The sequence below is a fragment of the Janthinobacterium sp. BJB301 genome, assembly GCF_002735685.1.
In the GTDB taxonomy this organism is placed as follows: domain Bacteria; phylum Pseudomonadota; class Gammaproteobacteria; order Burkholderiales; family Burkholderiaceae_D; genus Janthinobacterium; species Janthinobacterium lividum.
This window is the reverse complement of record NZ_PDZJ01000001.1, coordinates 1,967,545-1,982,780: the sequence shown is the minus strand read 5'-3', so window position 1 is coordinate 1,982,780 and position 15,236 is coordinate 1,967,545. Positions and strand designations below refer to the sequence as shown.

General features: G+C 62.2%; 12 protein-coding genes. 6 read left to right on the top strand and 6 right to left on the bottom strand.

Translation table 11 applies throughout. The features are described 5' to 3' along the window. Nucleotides 1–25: 25 nt before the first annotated feature. Nucleotides 26–1,402 (top strand): YihY family inner membrane protein, encoded by a 1,377-nt coding sequence (locus CSQ91_RS08720; RefSeq protein ID WP_257217265.1) that lies wholly within the window; start codon nucleotides 26–28, stop codon nucleotides 1,400–1,402. Nucleotides 1,403–1,430: 28 nt separating this feature from the next. Here CSQ91_RS08720 and CSQ91_RS08715 read toward each other — a convergent pair whose 3' ends face one another. Further along, the gene (locus CSQ91_RS08715) at nucleotides 1,431–2,075 is read right to left on the bottom strand and encodes a PEP-CTERM sorting domain-containing protein (protein WP_099387995.1); all 645 of its coding nucleotides are present in this window, start codon (nucleotides 2,073–2,075) and stop codon (nucleotides 1,431–1,433) included. A 116-nt stretch (nucleotides 2,076–2,191) separates the two neighbouring features. On the opposite strand from CSQ91_RS08715, the gene CSQ91_RS08710 reads away from it, so the two are divergent. Together CSQ91_RS08710 and CSQ91_RS08705 are read left to right on the top strand one after the other, a co-directional pair. Continuing rightward, on the top strand, nucleotides 2,192–2,455 hold the full coding sequence (locus tag CSQ91_RS08710) for a hypothetical protein (protein ID WP_099387994.1): 264 nt from the start codon (nucleotides 2,192–2,194) through the stop codon (nucleotides 2,453–2,455). Between the two features lie 155 nt (nucleotides 2,456–2,610). Beyond that, nucleotides 2,611–4,008 carry an esterase-like activity of phytase family protein gene (locus CSQ91_RS08705; protein WP_099387993.1) on the top strand — a complete coding sequence of 466 codons (1,398 nt, stop codon included), beginning with the start codon at nucleotides 2,611–2,613 and terminating at the stop codon, nucleotides 4,006–4,008. A 143-nt stretch (nucleotides 4,009–4,151) separates the two neighbouring features. Here CSQ91_RS08705 and CSQ91_RS08700 read toward each other — a convergent pair whose 3' ends face one another. From CSQ91_RS08700 to CSQ91_RS08685, 4 genes are read right to left on the bottom strand one after another with little or no spacing between them, the layout of a single operon-like run. Then, the gene (locus tag CSQ91_RS08700; RefSeq protein ID WP_099387992.1) at nucleotides 4,152–6,152 is read right to left on the bottom strand and encodes a DUF6630 family protein; all 2,001 of its coding nucleotides are present in this window, start codon (nucleotides 6,150–6,152) and stop codon (nucleotides 4,152–4,154) included. A gap of 26 nt (nucleotides 6,153–6,178) precedes the next feature. Further along, nucleotides 6,179–7,570, bottom strand: coding sequence for a PoNe immunity protein domain-containing protein (locus CSQ91_RS08695; RefSeq protein WP_099387991.1), 1,392 nt, complete (start codon nucleotides 7,568–7,570; stop codon nucleotides 6,179–6,181). A gap of 27 nt (nucleotides 7,571–7,597) precedes the next feature. Then, nucleotides 7,598–8,404 (bottom strand): alpha/beta fold hydrolase, encoded by an 807-nt coding sequence (locus tag CSQ91_RS08690; protein ID WP_099387990.1) that lies wholly within the window; start codon nucleotides 8,402–8,404, stop codon nucleotides 7,598–7,600. Between the two features lies 1 nt (nucleotide 8,405). Further along, the gene (locus CSQ91_RS08685; protein WP_099387989.1) at nucleotides 8,406–9,716 is read right to left on the bottom strand and encodes an O-acetylhomoserine aminocarboxypropyltransferase; all 1,311 of its coding nucleotides are present in this window, start codon (nucleotides 9,714–9,716) and stop codon (nucleotides 8,406–8,408) included. Between the two features lie 284 nt (nucleotides 9,717–10,000). Between CSQ91_RS08685 and CSQ91_RS08680 the strand changes: the two genes are divergently transcribed. Together CSQ91_RS08680 and CSQ91_RS08675 are read left to right on the top strand one after the other, a co-directional pair. Beyond that, complete coding sequence (locus CSQ91_RS08680; protein WP_099387988.1) at nucleotides 10,001–10,624, top strand: 2OG-Fe(II) oxygenase; 624 nt, start codon at nucleotides 10,001–10,003, stop codon at nucleotides 10,622–10,624. Between the two features lie 224 nt (nucleotides 10,625–10,848). Continuing rightward, nucleotides 10,849–11,295, top strand: a complete 447-nt coding sequence (locus CSQ91_RS08675) for a CBS domain-containing protein (RefSeq protein ID WP_010398828.1) — start codon at nucleotides 10,849–10,851, stop codon at nucleotides 11,293–11,295. Nucleotides 11,296–11,364: 69 nt separating this feature from the next. Here CSQ91_RS08675 and CSQ91_RS08670 read toward each other — a convergent pair whose 3' ends face one another. Next, nucleotides 11,365–13,626: a putative bifunctional diguanylate cyclase/phosphodiesterase gene (locus CSQ91_RS08670; RefSeq protein WP_099387987.1), complete on the bottom strand. Its 2,262-nt coding sequence runs from the start codon at nucleotides 13,624–13,626 to the stop codon at nucleotides 11,365–11,367. A gap of 432 nt (nucleotides 13,627–14,058) precedes the next feature. Between CSQ91_RS08670 and aroC the strand changes: the two genes are divergently transcribed. Next, entirely contained in the window at nucleotides 14,059–15,153 is a 1,095-nt protein-coding gene (aroC, locus tag CSQ91_RS08665; RefSeq protein ID WP_070280697.1) for a chorismate synthase, read from the top strand. The last annotated feature ends 83 nt before the right edge of the window (nucleotides 15,154–15,236 follow it).

Genomic DNA, 15,236 nt, shown 5'->3' with positions numbered 1-15,236 from the left:
TCATGGCGCCGTTCTGATTTAGCACATGTTTTCAAAATATATATTCCCCATCTTCCAATACCTGTGGCGCACCTTGAGCATGGGGCTCGCCGTCGTGCGCGGCCTGACGTGGTCCGAAACGCGCGACCTGCTGCAGTTCGCGCGCCGCCGCGTGCGCGAAGAAAGCCTGCCGCAAGTGGCCGGCAGCCTGACGTTTGCCACCGTGTTCGCGCTGGTGCCGCTGCTCACCCTGGCCCTGGCGATCTTCACCACTTTCCCCCTGTTCAATACCTTCCGCCACGCGCTGGAAGATTATTTCGTGCAAAGCGTGATGCCCAAGGGCATATCGAACACCATCCTCGGCTACCTGACGACGTTCGCCTCGAAGGCCACGCGCCTGTCGGCCATCGGCGCCGGTGCCCTGATCGTCACCTCGGTGGGCATGATGGGCTTGATCGAGCGCGTCTTCAACCGCATCTGGCGCGTGCGCCAGGAGCGCCGCTGGACCAAGCGCCTGCTGGTCTACTGGGCCATCGTCACCCTGGGGCCTTTGCTGGTCGGCGTGTCGCTGACGGTGACCTCGCGCGTCTTCATCGCCACCAGCGGCGTGGTGGGCGCCGTGCCGTTCCTCGGCACCGTGTTCTATACCCTGGTGTCGATTGGCCTGACCATGCTGGCGTTTACCCTGCTCTACATCGCCGTGCCGAACCGCGACGTGGATTGGCGCGACGCAGCCTGGGGCGGCCTGCTGGCGGCGCTGGCGTTCGAGGTGGCCAAGCGGGGCTTCGGCGAATTCATCCAGGAATTCCCCACCTATTCGCGCATCTACGGCGCACTGGCCGCCTTGCCGCTGTTCCTCGTGTGGATTTACCTGAGCTGGATGATCACCTTGGTGGGTGCCTTGCTGGTGGCTGCCTTGCCCGTCGTGAAATATGAACGCTGGTGGTACGAAGCGGTGCCGGGCAGCGAATTCGTCGATGCTGTCGCCATTTTGAAAGTGCTGCACCAGGCTTGCCACTGCGCCGATTCGGCCCTGGTGGGCGCGGCCGAGATCCGCCGCAGCACGCGCCTGGGTTTCGAAGAGATGGAAACCCTGCTCGACAAGATGGTGCAGCAGGGCTGGGTAGGAAGAGTCAACGTGGAGGGCGCCGTGCGGGTACAGTGGGGCAAGCGCGTGGCCGACAGTTCCGACCACTGGGTCTTGCTGGGCAACGTCAACCGCATCAGCCTGGCCGATGTCTACCGGCTGTTCGTCTTTGGCGGCATGCGCGTGAACTCCGGCTATCCGGCCGGTTCCACCAATGAACGCGATATCAAGGCGGCGGAAGAGGCAGCCGCCCTGGCGGCGCAGGTGGAAAACGCTGTGGAGCAGGGGCTGGGCCTGACTTTGGCCCAGCATTTCGGCGAAGTGCGCTGCGCGTGATTTTGCTATGGTGCCAGGCTCAGCTTGTTCATGTTTGCATCGCTTTTTTCTTGCGCAGCACAAAGCCTGTGTACATCAATCCCGCCAGGAGCATGGCATAGGTGCTCGGTTCCGGAATAGCGGGAATGTTATCGGGAATAACGAATGAGTTGAAAGCGATACTGCGATCCAATGCGGGCGAAACTCCAAGTATTATGCCGCCAGTTGTGCGGCTTTGCTGAAGCAAGGTGCCGACTGATTGCATTGCTACCATGACGGCTATTGGGTCATAGCCAGGTTGAGCCTGGACTTGAAACATCACAGCGTCGCCGGAATTCACATGAATATCATACTTTTTTAAATCGATAGCGAATTTCCCGTTTTTTGCGGTCGCCATTACGTTTGCTGTCCAACCGCCCGTATACCAGGTCTGGGATTCACCCACTTGCAGTTTGAACGACATGGTGCCATTGAATGATGCTACGTCTGAATTGGCAAATAATTCCATTCCAGATAACAGTCCTGACGTTTGAGTATTGAAAGTTTGCTGATAAGAGCTGTAGCCAATAGGGAATGAACCTCTTCCTTGGGAATTGTCTATGTCAATAATTGGCGTGCCCTGCGCCAAGGTGAGGCCGCTCGACAGCAACAGGCCGATGGCGATACAGGATTTTATTGCTGAAATAATTTTCATATACTCTTCTTTATATTTCCAAAAAGAAAAGTGTATTGCCACATGGATTTTTTTTCAACGCACCTCGTCTTATTTATTTTTTTATTTGTATTAATTGATATGGGTGAAAAATTAAAATGATTCCATATAACATCATATATTTCCATATGGAAATATATGATGTTAGTTTGAATGTTTCAGCCCGCGTACAGCTGGCGTCATTTAGGAAGAATTGGCGGTTCGACCCTGGTGAGCGCGGCCACATCCACCGTAGCGCGCGTCTGGGCCTCGTCAAGGCGGCCGAAGAGGCAGCTGCGCTCGCCGCGAAGGTGGAAAATGCGGTGGAAGAGGGCCTGGGCATGAGTCTGGCGCAGCATTTCGGGAAAGTGGGCTGCGCCTGACGGGGCGATGCCGCGTTGGGGAGTATTTTATAAATATTGAATTTTTGAACGATTTTTACACGAATTAAATAAAATTCCATAAAGTTACAAAGTCATAACGCAGTCATTGAAGGCCGGTAATCTTTTCCTCTCCATTCATCTCGTAGGGGAAAAATATGCGTTGTCATTTGAGCGGCTTGACCTTTTTCCGTGGACTGGCCATCGCCGCCGTCAGCGGCGTGCTGGCTGCCTGTGGTGGCAGTTCCACGGCCGCCCCGGAGGCGGGGCCGAAAGAGGGAGAGGGCTTGCCGCACCAGCTCGCGGGTTGGGCCGCATTGCCGGATACGGCGCGCTGGCCAGGGCCGATTTCCGGGCAGTTTACGACCACGATGCTGGGCGTCACCCCGCCTTTTGTCACTGGCGTGCCGATTCCCGGTTTCTCTGCACTGCTCAAGAATGGCGACGGCAGCTGGACTGCCATGGCCGACAACGGCTATGGCGCCAAGGGTAATTCAGCCGATTTCTTGCTGGGCCTGTATAACGCCAGCATCGACTTTCGCACGGCCGCGGACGCCAGCAAGACGCCTGGCAGCATCAAGATCAACAGTTTCCTCGCCTTCAACGACGCCAAGGGCTTCTTAAACGACGGCAAGGGCGTCGATCTGAAGATCACGGCCGACTATGTCAATTACCCAAGCAACACCACCGGCGGGCTGGTCTTTGCCGACAGTGGCATTCCCGTGGACCCGCGCATTCGCGCCGGGCGTTGGCTGACCGGTTTCGACTTCGACATTGAATCACTTGCGCGCGCTGCCGATGGCACGTATTTCGTGGGCGAAGAATTCGGCCCCTACATCCTGCACTTCGACAGAAACGGCACGCTGATGGGCGATCCGGTTCCCCATCCCTTCCTGCGCAGCCCGGCCAATCCGGAAGTGCTGGGCAAGGGCGCCAGCATAACCTTGTCAGGCAGCCGCGGCTTCGAAAGCCTGGCCTACAACGCTGACCGCAGCCTGCTGTATGCGGTGCCGGAAGCGGCGCCGACGGACCCGTCGCTGCGGCCCGTCGCTGCCGATGAACGCTACCTGAACATCTTCGAGTTCGACCGCGGCGCCATGCGCTACACGGGCAAGAACCTCATGTACCGCAAGGATGGCACGCCCAAGGACAATGGCGTGGTGATCGGCGACATGACCAATGTAGGCGGCAGCAAGTTCGTGCTGATCGAGCGCGATGGCTTCTGGGGCGCCAAGGCCGTGATCAAGCGCCTGTACCTGGTGGACCTGAAGGAAAAGGATGCCGACGGTGCACTGAAGAAAACGCTGCTGGTCGATTTGCTCAATATCTCCGATCCCAAGGGCATCGGCGCGCAGCTGACCAATATGCCGGCTGGTAAGTTCAGCATGCCATTCGATTCGGTGGAAAGCGTGGAAGTGCTCGATGCCAATACGCTGGTGGTGGCCATCGACACGAACTACCCGGGCGAAGATGGCCGCAAGCTTGGCAAGCCGGACGATACGGAAGTCATTACCTTGCGTTTTGACAAGGCGCTATTCGACCGCTCTGCCAAGTAACTACAGTGGCAACACGCACCGCGCAGCAAGCGCGGGCGTCATGGCAAAAGCCGGCCCCAGTCTTCGTTCGTTCCGAAAGTGCCGGGAAAGCGGCCAAATCCGGTGCGGGGTCAGGGCGCACCCCCCCCAGGGCCGGCAAACTGTCACAGCAGCACGGGCCGCAAGGCCGCCTGCAGCGCCACCTTGCTGAACGCGGCCGCATCCTGCTCCCGCAACACGCCCAGGTAATACGTGTCTTCGCCGCCTTGCACGTTCACCAGGCGCAGCTGATGCGGCGCCAGGTGGGCGGCGATGGCGGCCAGGCCTTCGGCCATCGCGTCGTCATCTTCCCGCTCCGTCCAGCGGAAGTCCCGCAGCGCGGGCAGTTCGATATGCTGGCCGATGCGCGGCACTTCATCGACGGCTTTCCAGTCCAGGGTGGTGCCGTGGCCCAGCACATCGGCGGCCGTGGACCAGAGCAGGAAGAAACACGCCGCTTCGGGCGTCTCGCCTTCGTATTCTTCTTCCGGGTCGTCCTCCGCCAGCTCTTCCAAAGTGATGTCCACGCAGCGTGCGGCCAGTTCCGCATCGCCCAGCAAGAGCAGGGCAGCCATGGCGCGCAACTGTTCGCGGTCGGCCCGCGCCAGGATCTGCGGCGGCGTAAAGCTGCGGCGCCTGACGGGCTTTTTCTTGCTCAGGCCCAGGGCCGCGCTCAGCTGGGCCGTGACGGCCGCCTGGAAGTTTTCCACGGTGTCGAACTGTTCCAGCAGCTGGCCCGTGAAATCCATGCTCCAGGCCATGCCATCCTTGACCACATATAAAAAATCGCTTTGCACGGCCACGCCGCGCAGATGGTGGGCCGGTGGGTACAGGGGCGTGAAGACCTGTTTTCCATCCAGTGTCAGCATGCAGGCCAGCCCCTGCGCATCGATGGCGAAGATCAGGTTCTTGCGCAGCTTGGGCGGCGACGAGGTGGTGGCGCAGTCGATGGCTTCGTACTGGCAGGGCGCCAGCAGCTCGCCCTGGCTATTGACCAGGCCAAACAGGAAGCGCCCGGCGATGCGCTGGCTGACGACGGCGATTTTTTTCTTTGTGCCGAAATCCTGCACGGAGCTGTAGGCCGGCGGCACCACGACCTTGCCTGTCTTGTCGAGTACGCCGCAGACATTGTGCTTCTCGTCATCGTCTGTCTGGTCCGTCTGGCGCTCGATGTCGATCAAGCCGTCTTCGCGCAAGCATATGTTGTCCACCCTGTCGATGAGCAGCGCGCCATCTGGCAGGCGCAGCAGGCGGCTGGCGCCGTCCGCATCGATCTGCTGCAACAGATGGGGGGTAATCACATACAGGGCGCCGGGGGCGGGCGGCAGCATCACCGTACCGTTGAGGTCTAGCACGCCGTGCGCATCGGGGGCATCCGCCGTGGCAAAGGTGATCCAGCCATCGTCCGCGTAGTAAACGCCCAGGTCGACATAGCGCTGCGACAGCGGCACGATCCAGCGGCCATAGGGCGTGACCAGGCCGGTGACGTCCGGTTCGCCGGCGGCGCTCACTTCATGGCACAGCACGTCTTCCTCCCATCCCACCACTTCCAGGCCTTGCAGGAAAGGCAGTTCGTCCGCGGCGAGTTCCTCGACATCGGCCAGTTGCGCGACGGCCGTGGCCGACCAGTAGCCGGTGGCGGGCGATGCGGCGCCGGCGGCCAGCAGGGGCGCCAGCGCTTCCCGCTCGCCACGCTGCAGGGCAAGGTGCAGGGCTTGCGCCTCGGCGCGCAGGCCCTCGAGCCCGGCCGCATACTCCGGCGTGTCGATATCGTGCGGGATCAACTGCACGCAATCGAGGATCAGCCACGGCTGGCCGCCCGCCAGCAGGGTGCTGATGGCGCTGCGCGCGACGATGGCGGCCGCGTCGCGCGGCCTGTCCATCAGGGCGGACAAGGCTTGCCAGCTGGCTTGCGCCTGGACCATTGGCGCTGCCAGCACGCAGGGGCAGTCCTCGCCATCGCCGTAGATGGGCCAGGCGGTGGCTTGCGCGCCGGCGCCGACGAGCAGCTTGAACAGCATCGGTATGTCCAGCCGCCATTCGGCCAGGCCCGTGATCGTATCGGTGTCGAAACCGGCTTGGCCGGGCAAAAAGGCGGTGCTGAACAGGGCTGCGGTATTGATCATGTCTCTTCGTTCAAAATGTTGGATGGTCAGGGCGCCGGCGGCATGACCCAGTGCGCCAGCGCGCCGCGATCGAGTCCCAGCTGCTTTGCCGCGGCGGCGGCCTCGAAGGCCCACAGGCCGTAGTAGCCGCCCAGGCCCTGCGCACGCAAATGGCCGTTGAACCAGTCTTCGTGCACCAGCGCGCCATGCCAGGTAGCCAGGTAATGCCGCAGGTGTTCGCGCTGCTGCGCGGGATCGTCCGCGTCCAGGCACTCGTACAGGGCCGAATAGGGCTCGGCGAAATACCATTCGTCGACGGCGGGACGCTGCGGATCGATGGCGGACAACAGCGCTTCGTACACGCCATCTTCGCCATCGAAGGCCGTCTGCAGGGCGGTCAGGCGCGCGGCCAGGTCGTGGCGGCCGAACAGCAGCGTCGCGCCCAGCAGCTGCAGGGTGCGCGCATAGTCCGTCAATTGTTCGAAATCAAAGGCGGGCAAGGCGTCGTCATCGTAGGCCTCGGCCAGGGCCGCGCGCGCCGTTTCGCAGGCGGCAACGGCCGCTTCCAGCGCCGTTTCCACGTCAGGCAAGGGCAAGCCTGCCGTGTAGCGCAGCGAGAAGACCTGGTAAGCCGTGCTGGCGGCCGCGCACGCCCAGTAGGCCGCGTCGCCACCGTCGTTTTCCGCCTGCGCCTGCGCGCGGACATAGGCGGCCAGCAGGGCGTCGAGGTAAGCCAGGTTGCGGCTAAAGTCGAACGGGGAGGGAGGCAGCTGGCGCGGCGTGTGGGGCCAGGGCGTGGACGACACCGGGCAGGTGGCGGCGCAATCGCGCTGGATGGCCCAGTCGGCGAAGATTTGCTGCATATACTGCGCCGTTTCGTCGTCGTGGATGATGGCGCCGACACCCACCATGGTCGTGCCCAGCAGGGTGTAGCCAGGGAAGCGGCTGCTCTCGTAGGCGATGGTCGTCACGCTCTGGATGGTCCTGCCGTCGCTCAGGTCGCGCACGCGGAAGTACACATCGTCCCAGCCGGCCAGCGGTGGCGTTGGCGGTTCATCCGGCAGGGTGTTCCAGCTGCCGTCCGCCTGCTCTTCATAGGCGTCGAGCAGCTCGTCGAGGCCACCGGGGCGGTCGATGCGGTTGTTGGCGTCGTATTGCAGGCCCAGTTCGGCCGCGAAGGCTGCCGCGTGGCGGCCCTCGAAGACCAGGTACTGGGAGCTCGTGGTGCCGACCAGCAGATCCGTGTGCTGGCCCGCCACGACGAGCGCCTGCGGCAGCCGGCACCATTGGTAGTACGGAATGCCGGCCATGGGGCCGCCTTCGTCCGCCAGCGGGTTGGTGAAGCGCAGCTGTTCCAGCCATTTATAGCGTTCGTAGCGTTCATCTTCCGTGCCGCTGCCGCGGCCAGTCAATTCGTCAAACAGGGTATTCAGCAACATCGTCCATCTATCCTAAAAAACATGCGCTCACGCTGCCTGCGCAAACGCAAACAGCGCGTCGAGCACGGCGTCGGGCTGCTCGGCCATCAATTCGTGCCCGCTGTCGACCTGGACCACCGTGCCATGCGCGATTGCCGCTGTCAGCAGCCGGGTCGATTTGGGCGGCGTCATCATGTCGCGCGCGCCGAAAATGAATAAAGTCGGGCAGTGTACCGAAGCGGCGGCGATTTCGCCGTTCGCGTAGGCATTGCAGGCAAAAAAATCCGTGTGAAACACGTGATCGGGATTGAGGGCGGCGATGCGCTGTTTCAAGCGCCGCGCGCCGCCCATGGCATAGAAACCGGGGCCGGGGAAGGACGGCTTTTGCGCGATCGACGAATGCGACCAGATATTGACCATGTCGATGGCCGCCTGTTCATCCTTGAGCGACGTTTCCAGCAGAGCCAGCGACACCTTCATCGGGTAGGTGGAGCCCAGCATGGCCAGGTGGCTGACCCGCTCCGGCGCCAGGTGCGCCGCTTCCAGCGCGATCAATGAACCCATGCTGTGCCCGATCAGCATGGCCTTGGCCGCGCCGGCGGCGTCCAGCACGGCCAGTATCCAGCGCGCCAGGTCTGCGACATTATCCTTTGCCGTACCCAGGCTGCGCCCGTGGCCGGGCAAGTCGACGGCCAGCACGTTCCAGCCGTGGTGGGCAAAATAGCGCGTTTGCAGGGCCCACACGGAATGGTCGTTCTGCGCGCCGTGGATGAAGACGGCCGTCGGCTGGCCCGGGTTGTATGGTTTGCCGCCCGTGTAGCAGTAGGCGACGGTATTGTCGATGGTGAACAGCATCTCAGGCGCCTTTCTGCGACAGTTTCAGGCCACGGGCCAGGTCTTCGATCAAATCATCGGCGTCTTCCAGGCCTACCGATAAACGCATTGTGCCCTGCGTGATGCCGGCCTGTTCCAGCTGATCGTCGGGCACGCGGAAATGCGTGGTGGAGGCGGGGTGGATGACGAGCGACTTGGCGTCGCCCACATTGGCCAGGTGCGAGAAGATCTTCAGGCTGTCGACAAAGCGCTGGCCCGCCGCGCGGTCGCCGCGCAGGCGGAAGGTGAACACGCCGCCCGCGCCTTTCGGCAGCAGGGTTTTCGCCAGTTCGTAGTCGGGATGCGACGGCAGTTCGGGATAGGACACGGATTCCACGGCCGGATTGGCCAGCAGGAAGTCAATCACCTTGCGCGTGTTGGCCACGTGGCGGTCCATGCGCAAGCCCAGGGTTTCGATGCCCTGCAGGATGGCGAAGGCGTTGTGCGGGCTCATGACGGCGCCGAAATCGCGCAAGCCTTCGCGCCGCGCGCGCAGGGCAAACGGCGCCACCGTCGATTCCTCGGCAAAGACCATGCCGTGGAAGCCTTCATACGGTTCGCACAATTCGGCGAAACGGCCCGTCCTGTCGTACGCCGCCTGCCAGTCGAAGGTGCCGCCATCGACGAGCAGGCCGCCGATGGCCGTGCCGTGGCCGCATAAAAACTTGGTGGCCGAGTGGAACACCAGGTCGGCGCCATGCTCGAAGGGGCGTAGCAGATACGGCGTGGTAAACGTCGAATCGAGCATCAGCGGCAACTGGTGTTCGTGCGCCAGGGCGGCGATGCTCGGGATGTCCAGCACGTCGAGGCCGGGATTGCCCAGGGTTTCCGCAAACAGCACTTTTGTATCTGGGCGGATGGCGGCGCGCCAGGCGTCCACGTCGCGCGGATCGACAAAGGTGGTGGCTATGCCGAAGCGTTTCAGGGTGTAGGCCAGCAGGTTGTGCGATCCGCCGTACAGGGCGCGCGAAGCGACGATGTGCGATCCCGCGCCCGCGATGGTGGACAGCCCCAGATGCATGGCGGCCTGGCCGCTGGCCGTGGCGATGCCGGCCACGCCCCCTTCGAGCGCGGCGATGCGCTCTTCCAGTACGGCGTTGGTGGGATTCGATATGCGCGAATACACGTGGCCGGCCCGCTCCATATTGAACAGCGAGGCCGCATGCTCCGAGCTCTTGAAGGCAAACGAGGACGTGAAATGGATGGGCGTGGCGCGCGCGCCCGTGGCCGGGTCGGGCGCGGCGCCCGCGTGCAGGGATAAAGTATCGAAACCGGGGTATTTCGGGCCGCTCATGGTGTCTCCGCCAAGTTTTATAGTGGCAAGATCGTAACCTGATTTGCAGCCGAGCAAAAGGGCTCCTGTGCAGGGCGCATGGCGCCGTGCTGGCGGGTGGCGCGTGTAACCTGAAGTGTAAAAAAAGTGACCGGCGCGGCACGGCGGTGGTAGGATACCGGATCAGCGATATTCGGGCTGTTTTACCTGCGCGCGTGCGCCGCGCCGCAGGAGAGGCTGCTGCGTGCAAGCGAAATCCTGGGCTTCAGGCGAACTCCCATCGCATGTCCACCAGGAAAGATTTTATGCCCGCAATATCGTTCGACGGCTCCCTTGCCGTTCCCGGACCATCTATCGTCGACGGCCTGTGCCAGGCAGGCTGGCTCATGCAAGAGCATTTCATCTCCCCCGAACTGAGCCGCCAGCTGGCCGCCGAATGCGTGCAATCCATGCTCAGCGGCAAGATGAAGGGCGCCGGCGTGGGCAGCGGCCATGCGCCGCTGCTGCAGCCGGACATCCGCGGCGACCATATCGAATGGCTGGAAACGGGCCGCTCAGCCGCTTGCGACCGCTACCTGGAACAGATGGAAGCGCTGCGTTGCATGCTCAACCGTGAGCTGTTCCTGGGACTGGAAGAGTACGAAAGCCATTTTGCCCTGTACGCGCCGGGCGCCTTTTACCGGGCCCATCTGGACCGTTTCCGCGACGACGACAAGCGTACCGTGTCCGTCGTGCTGTACCTGAACGACGACTGGCTGCCCGAGCACGGCGGCGCACTGCGCCTGCACCCGCAGGGCGGGCCCGTGGTGGACGTCTTGCCGCAAGCGGGCCGCATGGCGATGTTCATGTCGGGCGAGATGCTGCACGAAGTGTTGCCGACGGCGCGCGAGCGCCTGTCCATCGCCGGCTGGTTCCGCCGCAGAGCGTGAGAAAAACTACTGCGCGTCGCGGGGCACGGCCGGCGATGCTCACGGTACTCGCGTACCGCTGCGCTTCTCGGCCGCGCCGCGCATCCGCTCGCTACGTTTTTCTTGCCCGACAATCCCCCTCGATTTGATTGCGCGCAAGGCTGGATTTTTCCGCAGGCATAGGCTACAGTCGCAGTAAGGGCTAGAATAACTAAAATACCAATCACGCGGACAGGACGGCCAATATGAAAGTATCTGAAATTCTCCAAGTCAAGGGCAATATCCTCTACACGGTCACGCCTGACCAGCCCCTGCTTGACGCGGCCAATACCATGGCTGAAAAAGACATCGGTTCGCTGGTGGTCATGGAATTTGGCGACCTGGTCGGCATGCTGACCTTCCGCGAAGTGTTGAACGCGCTGCATGAAAACGCGGGCCAGATCGGCGGCGGCACCGTGCGCAAGCACATGGATGACCACCCGATCACCGTGACCCCCGATACGGAAGTCAACGAAGTGCGCCGCATCATGCTGGAAAAACACGCGCGCTACCTGCCCGTCATGAATGCCAAGACCTTGCTGGGCGTCATTTCCTTCTACGACGTGGCGCGCGCCGTGCTGGAAGCGCAAAGCTTTGAGAACCAGATGCTCAAGGCGTATATCCGCGACTGGCCGGCTGAAACCACCGACTAAGCTTCACTCATGCAGTAAAAACAACGCCGGCAACCGCCGGCGTTTTGCATTGGCTAGCCAAGGTGGCGCCTATGCGGCGCCCTGTAGCGCTTCGTTGTTCAGCCAGCTACCCAGCGCCGTGGCCGTCATCGGGCGGGCGAACAAAAAGCCTTGCGCCATCGGGCAGCCCAGCGCCTGCAGGATTTGCGCCTGGCGCTCGTCTTCCACGCCTTCGGCGATGACTGCCAGGCCCAAGTTGCGGCCCAGCTGGATGACCATTTCGGCGATGCTGCTGCCGCGCGCCGATCCCGTGATTTCCGTCACAAACGCGCGGTCGATCTTCAGGCGGTCAACTTGCAGGCGTTGCAGGTAGGACAGGGATGAGAAGCCCGTGCCGAAGTCGTCGATGGCGATGCTCACGCCCGTCTGCTTGATCTGCCACAGCATCTTGATCAGCAGGTCCGGCTCTTCCATGGCCATCGATTCCGTGATTTCCAGCTCGATGAATTCGGGCGGCGCCTGCGTCTCTTCCAGCGCCGCGCGCAGCATTTCCAGGAACAGCGGGTGGCGGAACTGCACTTGCGACACGTTGACGGACATGACGAAATTGCGGTGGCCCTGCTCGCGCAGCAGCACCAGTTCGCGGCAAGCCGTGCGCAGCACCCATTCGCCGAGGTCGATGATGATGCCCGAATACTCGGCGATCGGTATGAAACGGTCGGGCGAGATGAACTTGCCGTCCGGCGTCTGCCAGCGCAGCAGAGCTTCGGCGCCCACGGGGCGGCGCGTGGTCAGGTCGATCTGCGGTTGATACACGACAAACAGCTGGTCCTGGCTGAAGGCCGTGCGTAGCGCATGCATCATGCGCACCCGTTCGCGGATTTCGATGCCCATGCTGCGCGAGAAATAGAAGTGCCCGGCGCGTTGCTGGCTTTTCGCCCGTTTCAAGGCGATATCGGCATCCTTCAGCGCGTCGGCGCCCGTGCCCGCATGCTCGCCCAGCCGCACCAGGCCCAGGGTGGCGGACAATTGCACGTCCTGGCCATCGATGCAGAACGGCGCCTGGAACAGGGCCAGGATCTTGCTTGGGTTGACTTGCGAAGAGTCGCCCAGCACGCAAAAGATGTCGCCGCCCAGGCGCGCCACCGTCAGGTGAGGGCCCAGCTGGGTTTGCAGGCGTCCGGCCACGGCCACCAGCAGCATGTCGCCGAACTGGTGTCCCAGCGCGTCGTTGGTCTCGGCAAAATGGTCGAGGTCGACCAGCGACAGAGTGGCGTCGTCGCGCGCGGGGCCGGCCAGGGTGGCGTCGAGGATCTCCACCAGGCGCGTGCGGTTGGGCAGCTTCGACAATTGATCGTAGAAGGCGGCATTGTGCAGGTGCGACACCAGCTCGACGTTGTCGAGGCCCACGGCGACGTTGCTGCAGAAGACTTCCAGCAGGCTCTCATCGATGGCCGAGAGGGGGCGCGGCAGCACCAGGTAGGCGGCCGCGTCGCGGCTGGCCTTGCCCGCGAAGTACAGGGTGGCGTAGTCATGCGCGTACACATTGCGCCGTTGCGCCAGCGTGTGTTCGATGGCGGCCATCACGCGGGGATTTTGCAGGCCGCACAGGGCGCTGTGCGGCAAGCTGGAAAAGCTGCCCGTGCAGGCCGAGACGAGCAGTTCGCGGGAGCCGTTGTCCTGCAAGTCCTGCACGCACAGCACGCCGTCGGCGCGGATGCCCAGCAGGTCGGCGATCTGCGCCAGCACGCCGGCCGAGAAATTCTGCACGCCATGCAGCGCCATCAGCTGCGTGCTGGCGTGGACGATACGGTCCAGGCCGCGCCGGCTGCTGCTGATCGAACGGATCTGCTCGTACGAGCGGATGGCGGCCGTCACCGTGGTAAACAGCTTGATGCGCGTCAATTCGGACTTGGTCTTGTAGTCGTTGATGTCGAAATCGCGGATGGCGTCGATTTCCGGCGCGTAGCCGGGCTGGCCCGTGCGCAGGATGATGCGCACGTCCGTCATCTTGAGGGTTTCGCGGATGTAGCGCACCAGGTGCAGGCCCGCGTCATCCTGTTCCATCACCACGTCGAGCAGGATGACGGCGATGTCGTCTTCATGCTTGAGCAGTTCGCGCGCCTGGCCGGCCGAATACGCATGCACGAATTCCAGCGGGCGGTGCTGCATTTCCAGGTTGCCCAGAGCGAAAGTGGTGGTGGAGTGGACGTCTTCATCGTCGTCGATGATCATCACCCGCCAGACGCTGCGCGGTGCGACGGCCAGCGGCGGCGCTGGTTGCTCATCGAGGAATACCAGGTCGTCGTGATCGTCCTTGTTGGCGTCAAGGGGGATGATCGGTGCGGGCATGTATAGCTTCTCCAGGATGACTCAGTACGGGATGTGAGCACATCAGAAATGTCCATTGCGTTGTTGCACCGCCTCGCCGTACTCGCGTACTGTCTTCGCGGCGCGCCTGGCCCTGGCCATTTCTGATGCACTCAGGGCACATCGAAAAAGCAGCACTCAAGTGTTGCCGAGACTCGCCCATTTTCTGATCGCCCATCATCCAAGTATATAGCTATTTAATAAGCAAAATGTTTTTTTAAGTCTATTCTGTGGGGCAATATTTCTTGTATTGCATGATTGCAACTCTTATTTGGTATTTTTTATATGAAAAAATACGCGGGATTTTAAAATGGCGAGATCGGTGGGGAATATCCGGCCTTGCTGCGGCATTAGCGGCATGGCATGTCCCGCAGGCTGGTAGAATTGAGTTTTCCAGTCCTTACACTTCCTACTATGTCCGGCAATTCTTTTGGCAAGCTGTTTACTGTTACCACTTTCGGCGAATCGCATGGCCCGGCCATCGGCTGCGTGATCGATGGCTGTCCTCCAGGATTGATCCTGTCGGAAGCCGATATCCAGCCTGAACTGGACCGCCGCAAGCCGGGCACCTCGCGCCACGTGACGCAGCGCCAGGAATCCGATACGGTGGAAATCCTCTCCGGCGTGTACCAGGGCGTGACGACGGGCACGCCCATCGCGCTGCTGATCCGCAATGAAGACCAGCGCAGCAAGGATTACGGCAATATCGCGGAAAGCTTCCGCCCCGGCCACGCCGACTACACCTACTGGCATAAATACGGCGTGCGCGATCCGCGCGGCGGCGGGCGCTCCTCGGCGCGCCTGACGGCACCCGTGGTGGGTGCGGCGGCGATCGCCAAGAAATGGCTGCTGCAGCAATACGGCACCACCTTCAAGGGCTGCATGAGTCAGTTGGGCGACATTCCCGTGCCGTTCCAGTCCTGGGAGCACGTGCATGCGAATCCATTCTTTGCCGCCAGCGGCGACGCGGACCTGATCGCGCGCATGGAAGCGGCGATGGACCAGTTGCGCCGCGATGGCGATTCCATCGGCGCGCGCATCGACGTGATCGCGCAAAACGTGCCTGTCGGCCTGGGTCAGCCCATCTATGACAAGCTCGATGCCGACATCGCCTACGCCATGATGGGCATCAATGCCGTCAAGGGCGTGGAAATCGGCGCCGGTTTCGATTCGGTGGCGCAAAAGGGTTCCGAGCACGGCGACGAACTGACGCCGGAAGGCTTTATCGGTAATAACGCCGGCGGCGTACTGGGCGGCATTTCGACGGGGCAGGATATCAGCGTCTCGATCGCCATCAAGCCGACCTCGTCGATCCGCACGCCGCGTCGCTCGATCGATAAAGAAGGCAATCCCGTGATGGTGGAAACGTTCGGCCGCCACGACCCGTGCGTGGGCATCCGCGCCACGCCGATCGCCGAAGCCATGCTGGCGCTGGTCCTGATCGACCATGCCCTGATGCACCGCGCGCAATGCGGCGATGTGTCGGTATCGACGCCGAAGTTGAAATAAGCTGAATGTTGTCGGATTACGGGCCTGCGGCCCTAATCCGAGCTACGCCCCATGCCATGTAGGTCGGATTAGCGCTTGCGCGT

What these genes read in the sequence shown, in the direction of transcription:
- CSQ91_RS08690 (WP_099387990.1), bottom strand. Translation starts at nt 8,404, where the DNA reads ATGCTGTTCACCATCGACAATACCGTCGCCTACTGCTACACGGGCGGC.
- CSQ91_RS08710 (WP_099387994.1), top strand. Translation starts at nt 2,192, where the DNA reads ATGATTCCATATAACATCATATATTTCCATATGGAAATATATGATGTT.
- aroC (WP_070280697.1), top strand. Translation starts at nt 14,059, where the DNA reads ATGTCCGGCAATTCTTTTGGCAAGCTGTTTACTGTTACCACTTTCGGC.
- CSQ91_RS08715 (WP_099387995.1), bottom strand. Translation starts at nt 2,075, where the DNA reads ATGAAAATTATTTCAGCAATAAAATCCTGTATCGCCATCGGCCTGTTG.
- CSQ91_RS08705 (WP_099387993.1), top strand. Translation starts at nt 2,611, where the DNA reads ATGCGTTGTCATTTGAGCGGCTTGACCTTTTTCCGTGGACTGGCCATC.
- CSQ91_RS08670 (WP_099387987.1), bottom strand. Translation starts at nt 13,626, where the DNA reads ATGCCCGCACCGATCATCCCCCTTGACGCCAACAAGGACGATCACGAC.
- CSQ91_RS08700 (WP_099387992.1), bottom strand. Translation starts at nt 6,152, where the DNA reads ATGATCAATACCGCAGCCCTGTTCAGCACCGCCTTTTTGCCCGGCCAA.
- CSQ91_RS08685 (WP_099387989.1), bottom strand. Translation starts at nt 9,716, where the DNA reads ATGAGCGGCCCGAAATACCCCGGTTTCGATACTTTATCCCTGCACGCG.
- CSQ91_RS08680 (WP_099387988.1), top strand. Translation starts at nt 10,001, where the DNA reads ATGCCCGCAATATCGTTCGACGGCTCCCTTGCCGTTCCCGGACCATCT.
- CSQ91_RS08720 (WP_257217265.1), top strand. Translation starts at nt 26, where the DNA reads ATGTTTTCAAAATATATATTCCCCATCTTCCAATACCTGTGGCGCACC.
- CSQ91_RS08695 (WP_099387991.1), bottom strand. Translation starts at nt 7,570, where the DNA reads ATGTTGCTGAATACCCTGTTTGACGAATTGACTGGCCGCGGCAGCGGC.
- CSQ91_RS08675 (WP_010398828.1), top strand. Translation starts at nt 10,849, where the DNA reads ATGAAAGTATCTGAAATTCTCCAAGTCAAGGGCAATATCCTCTACACG.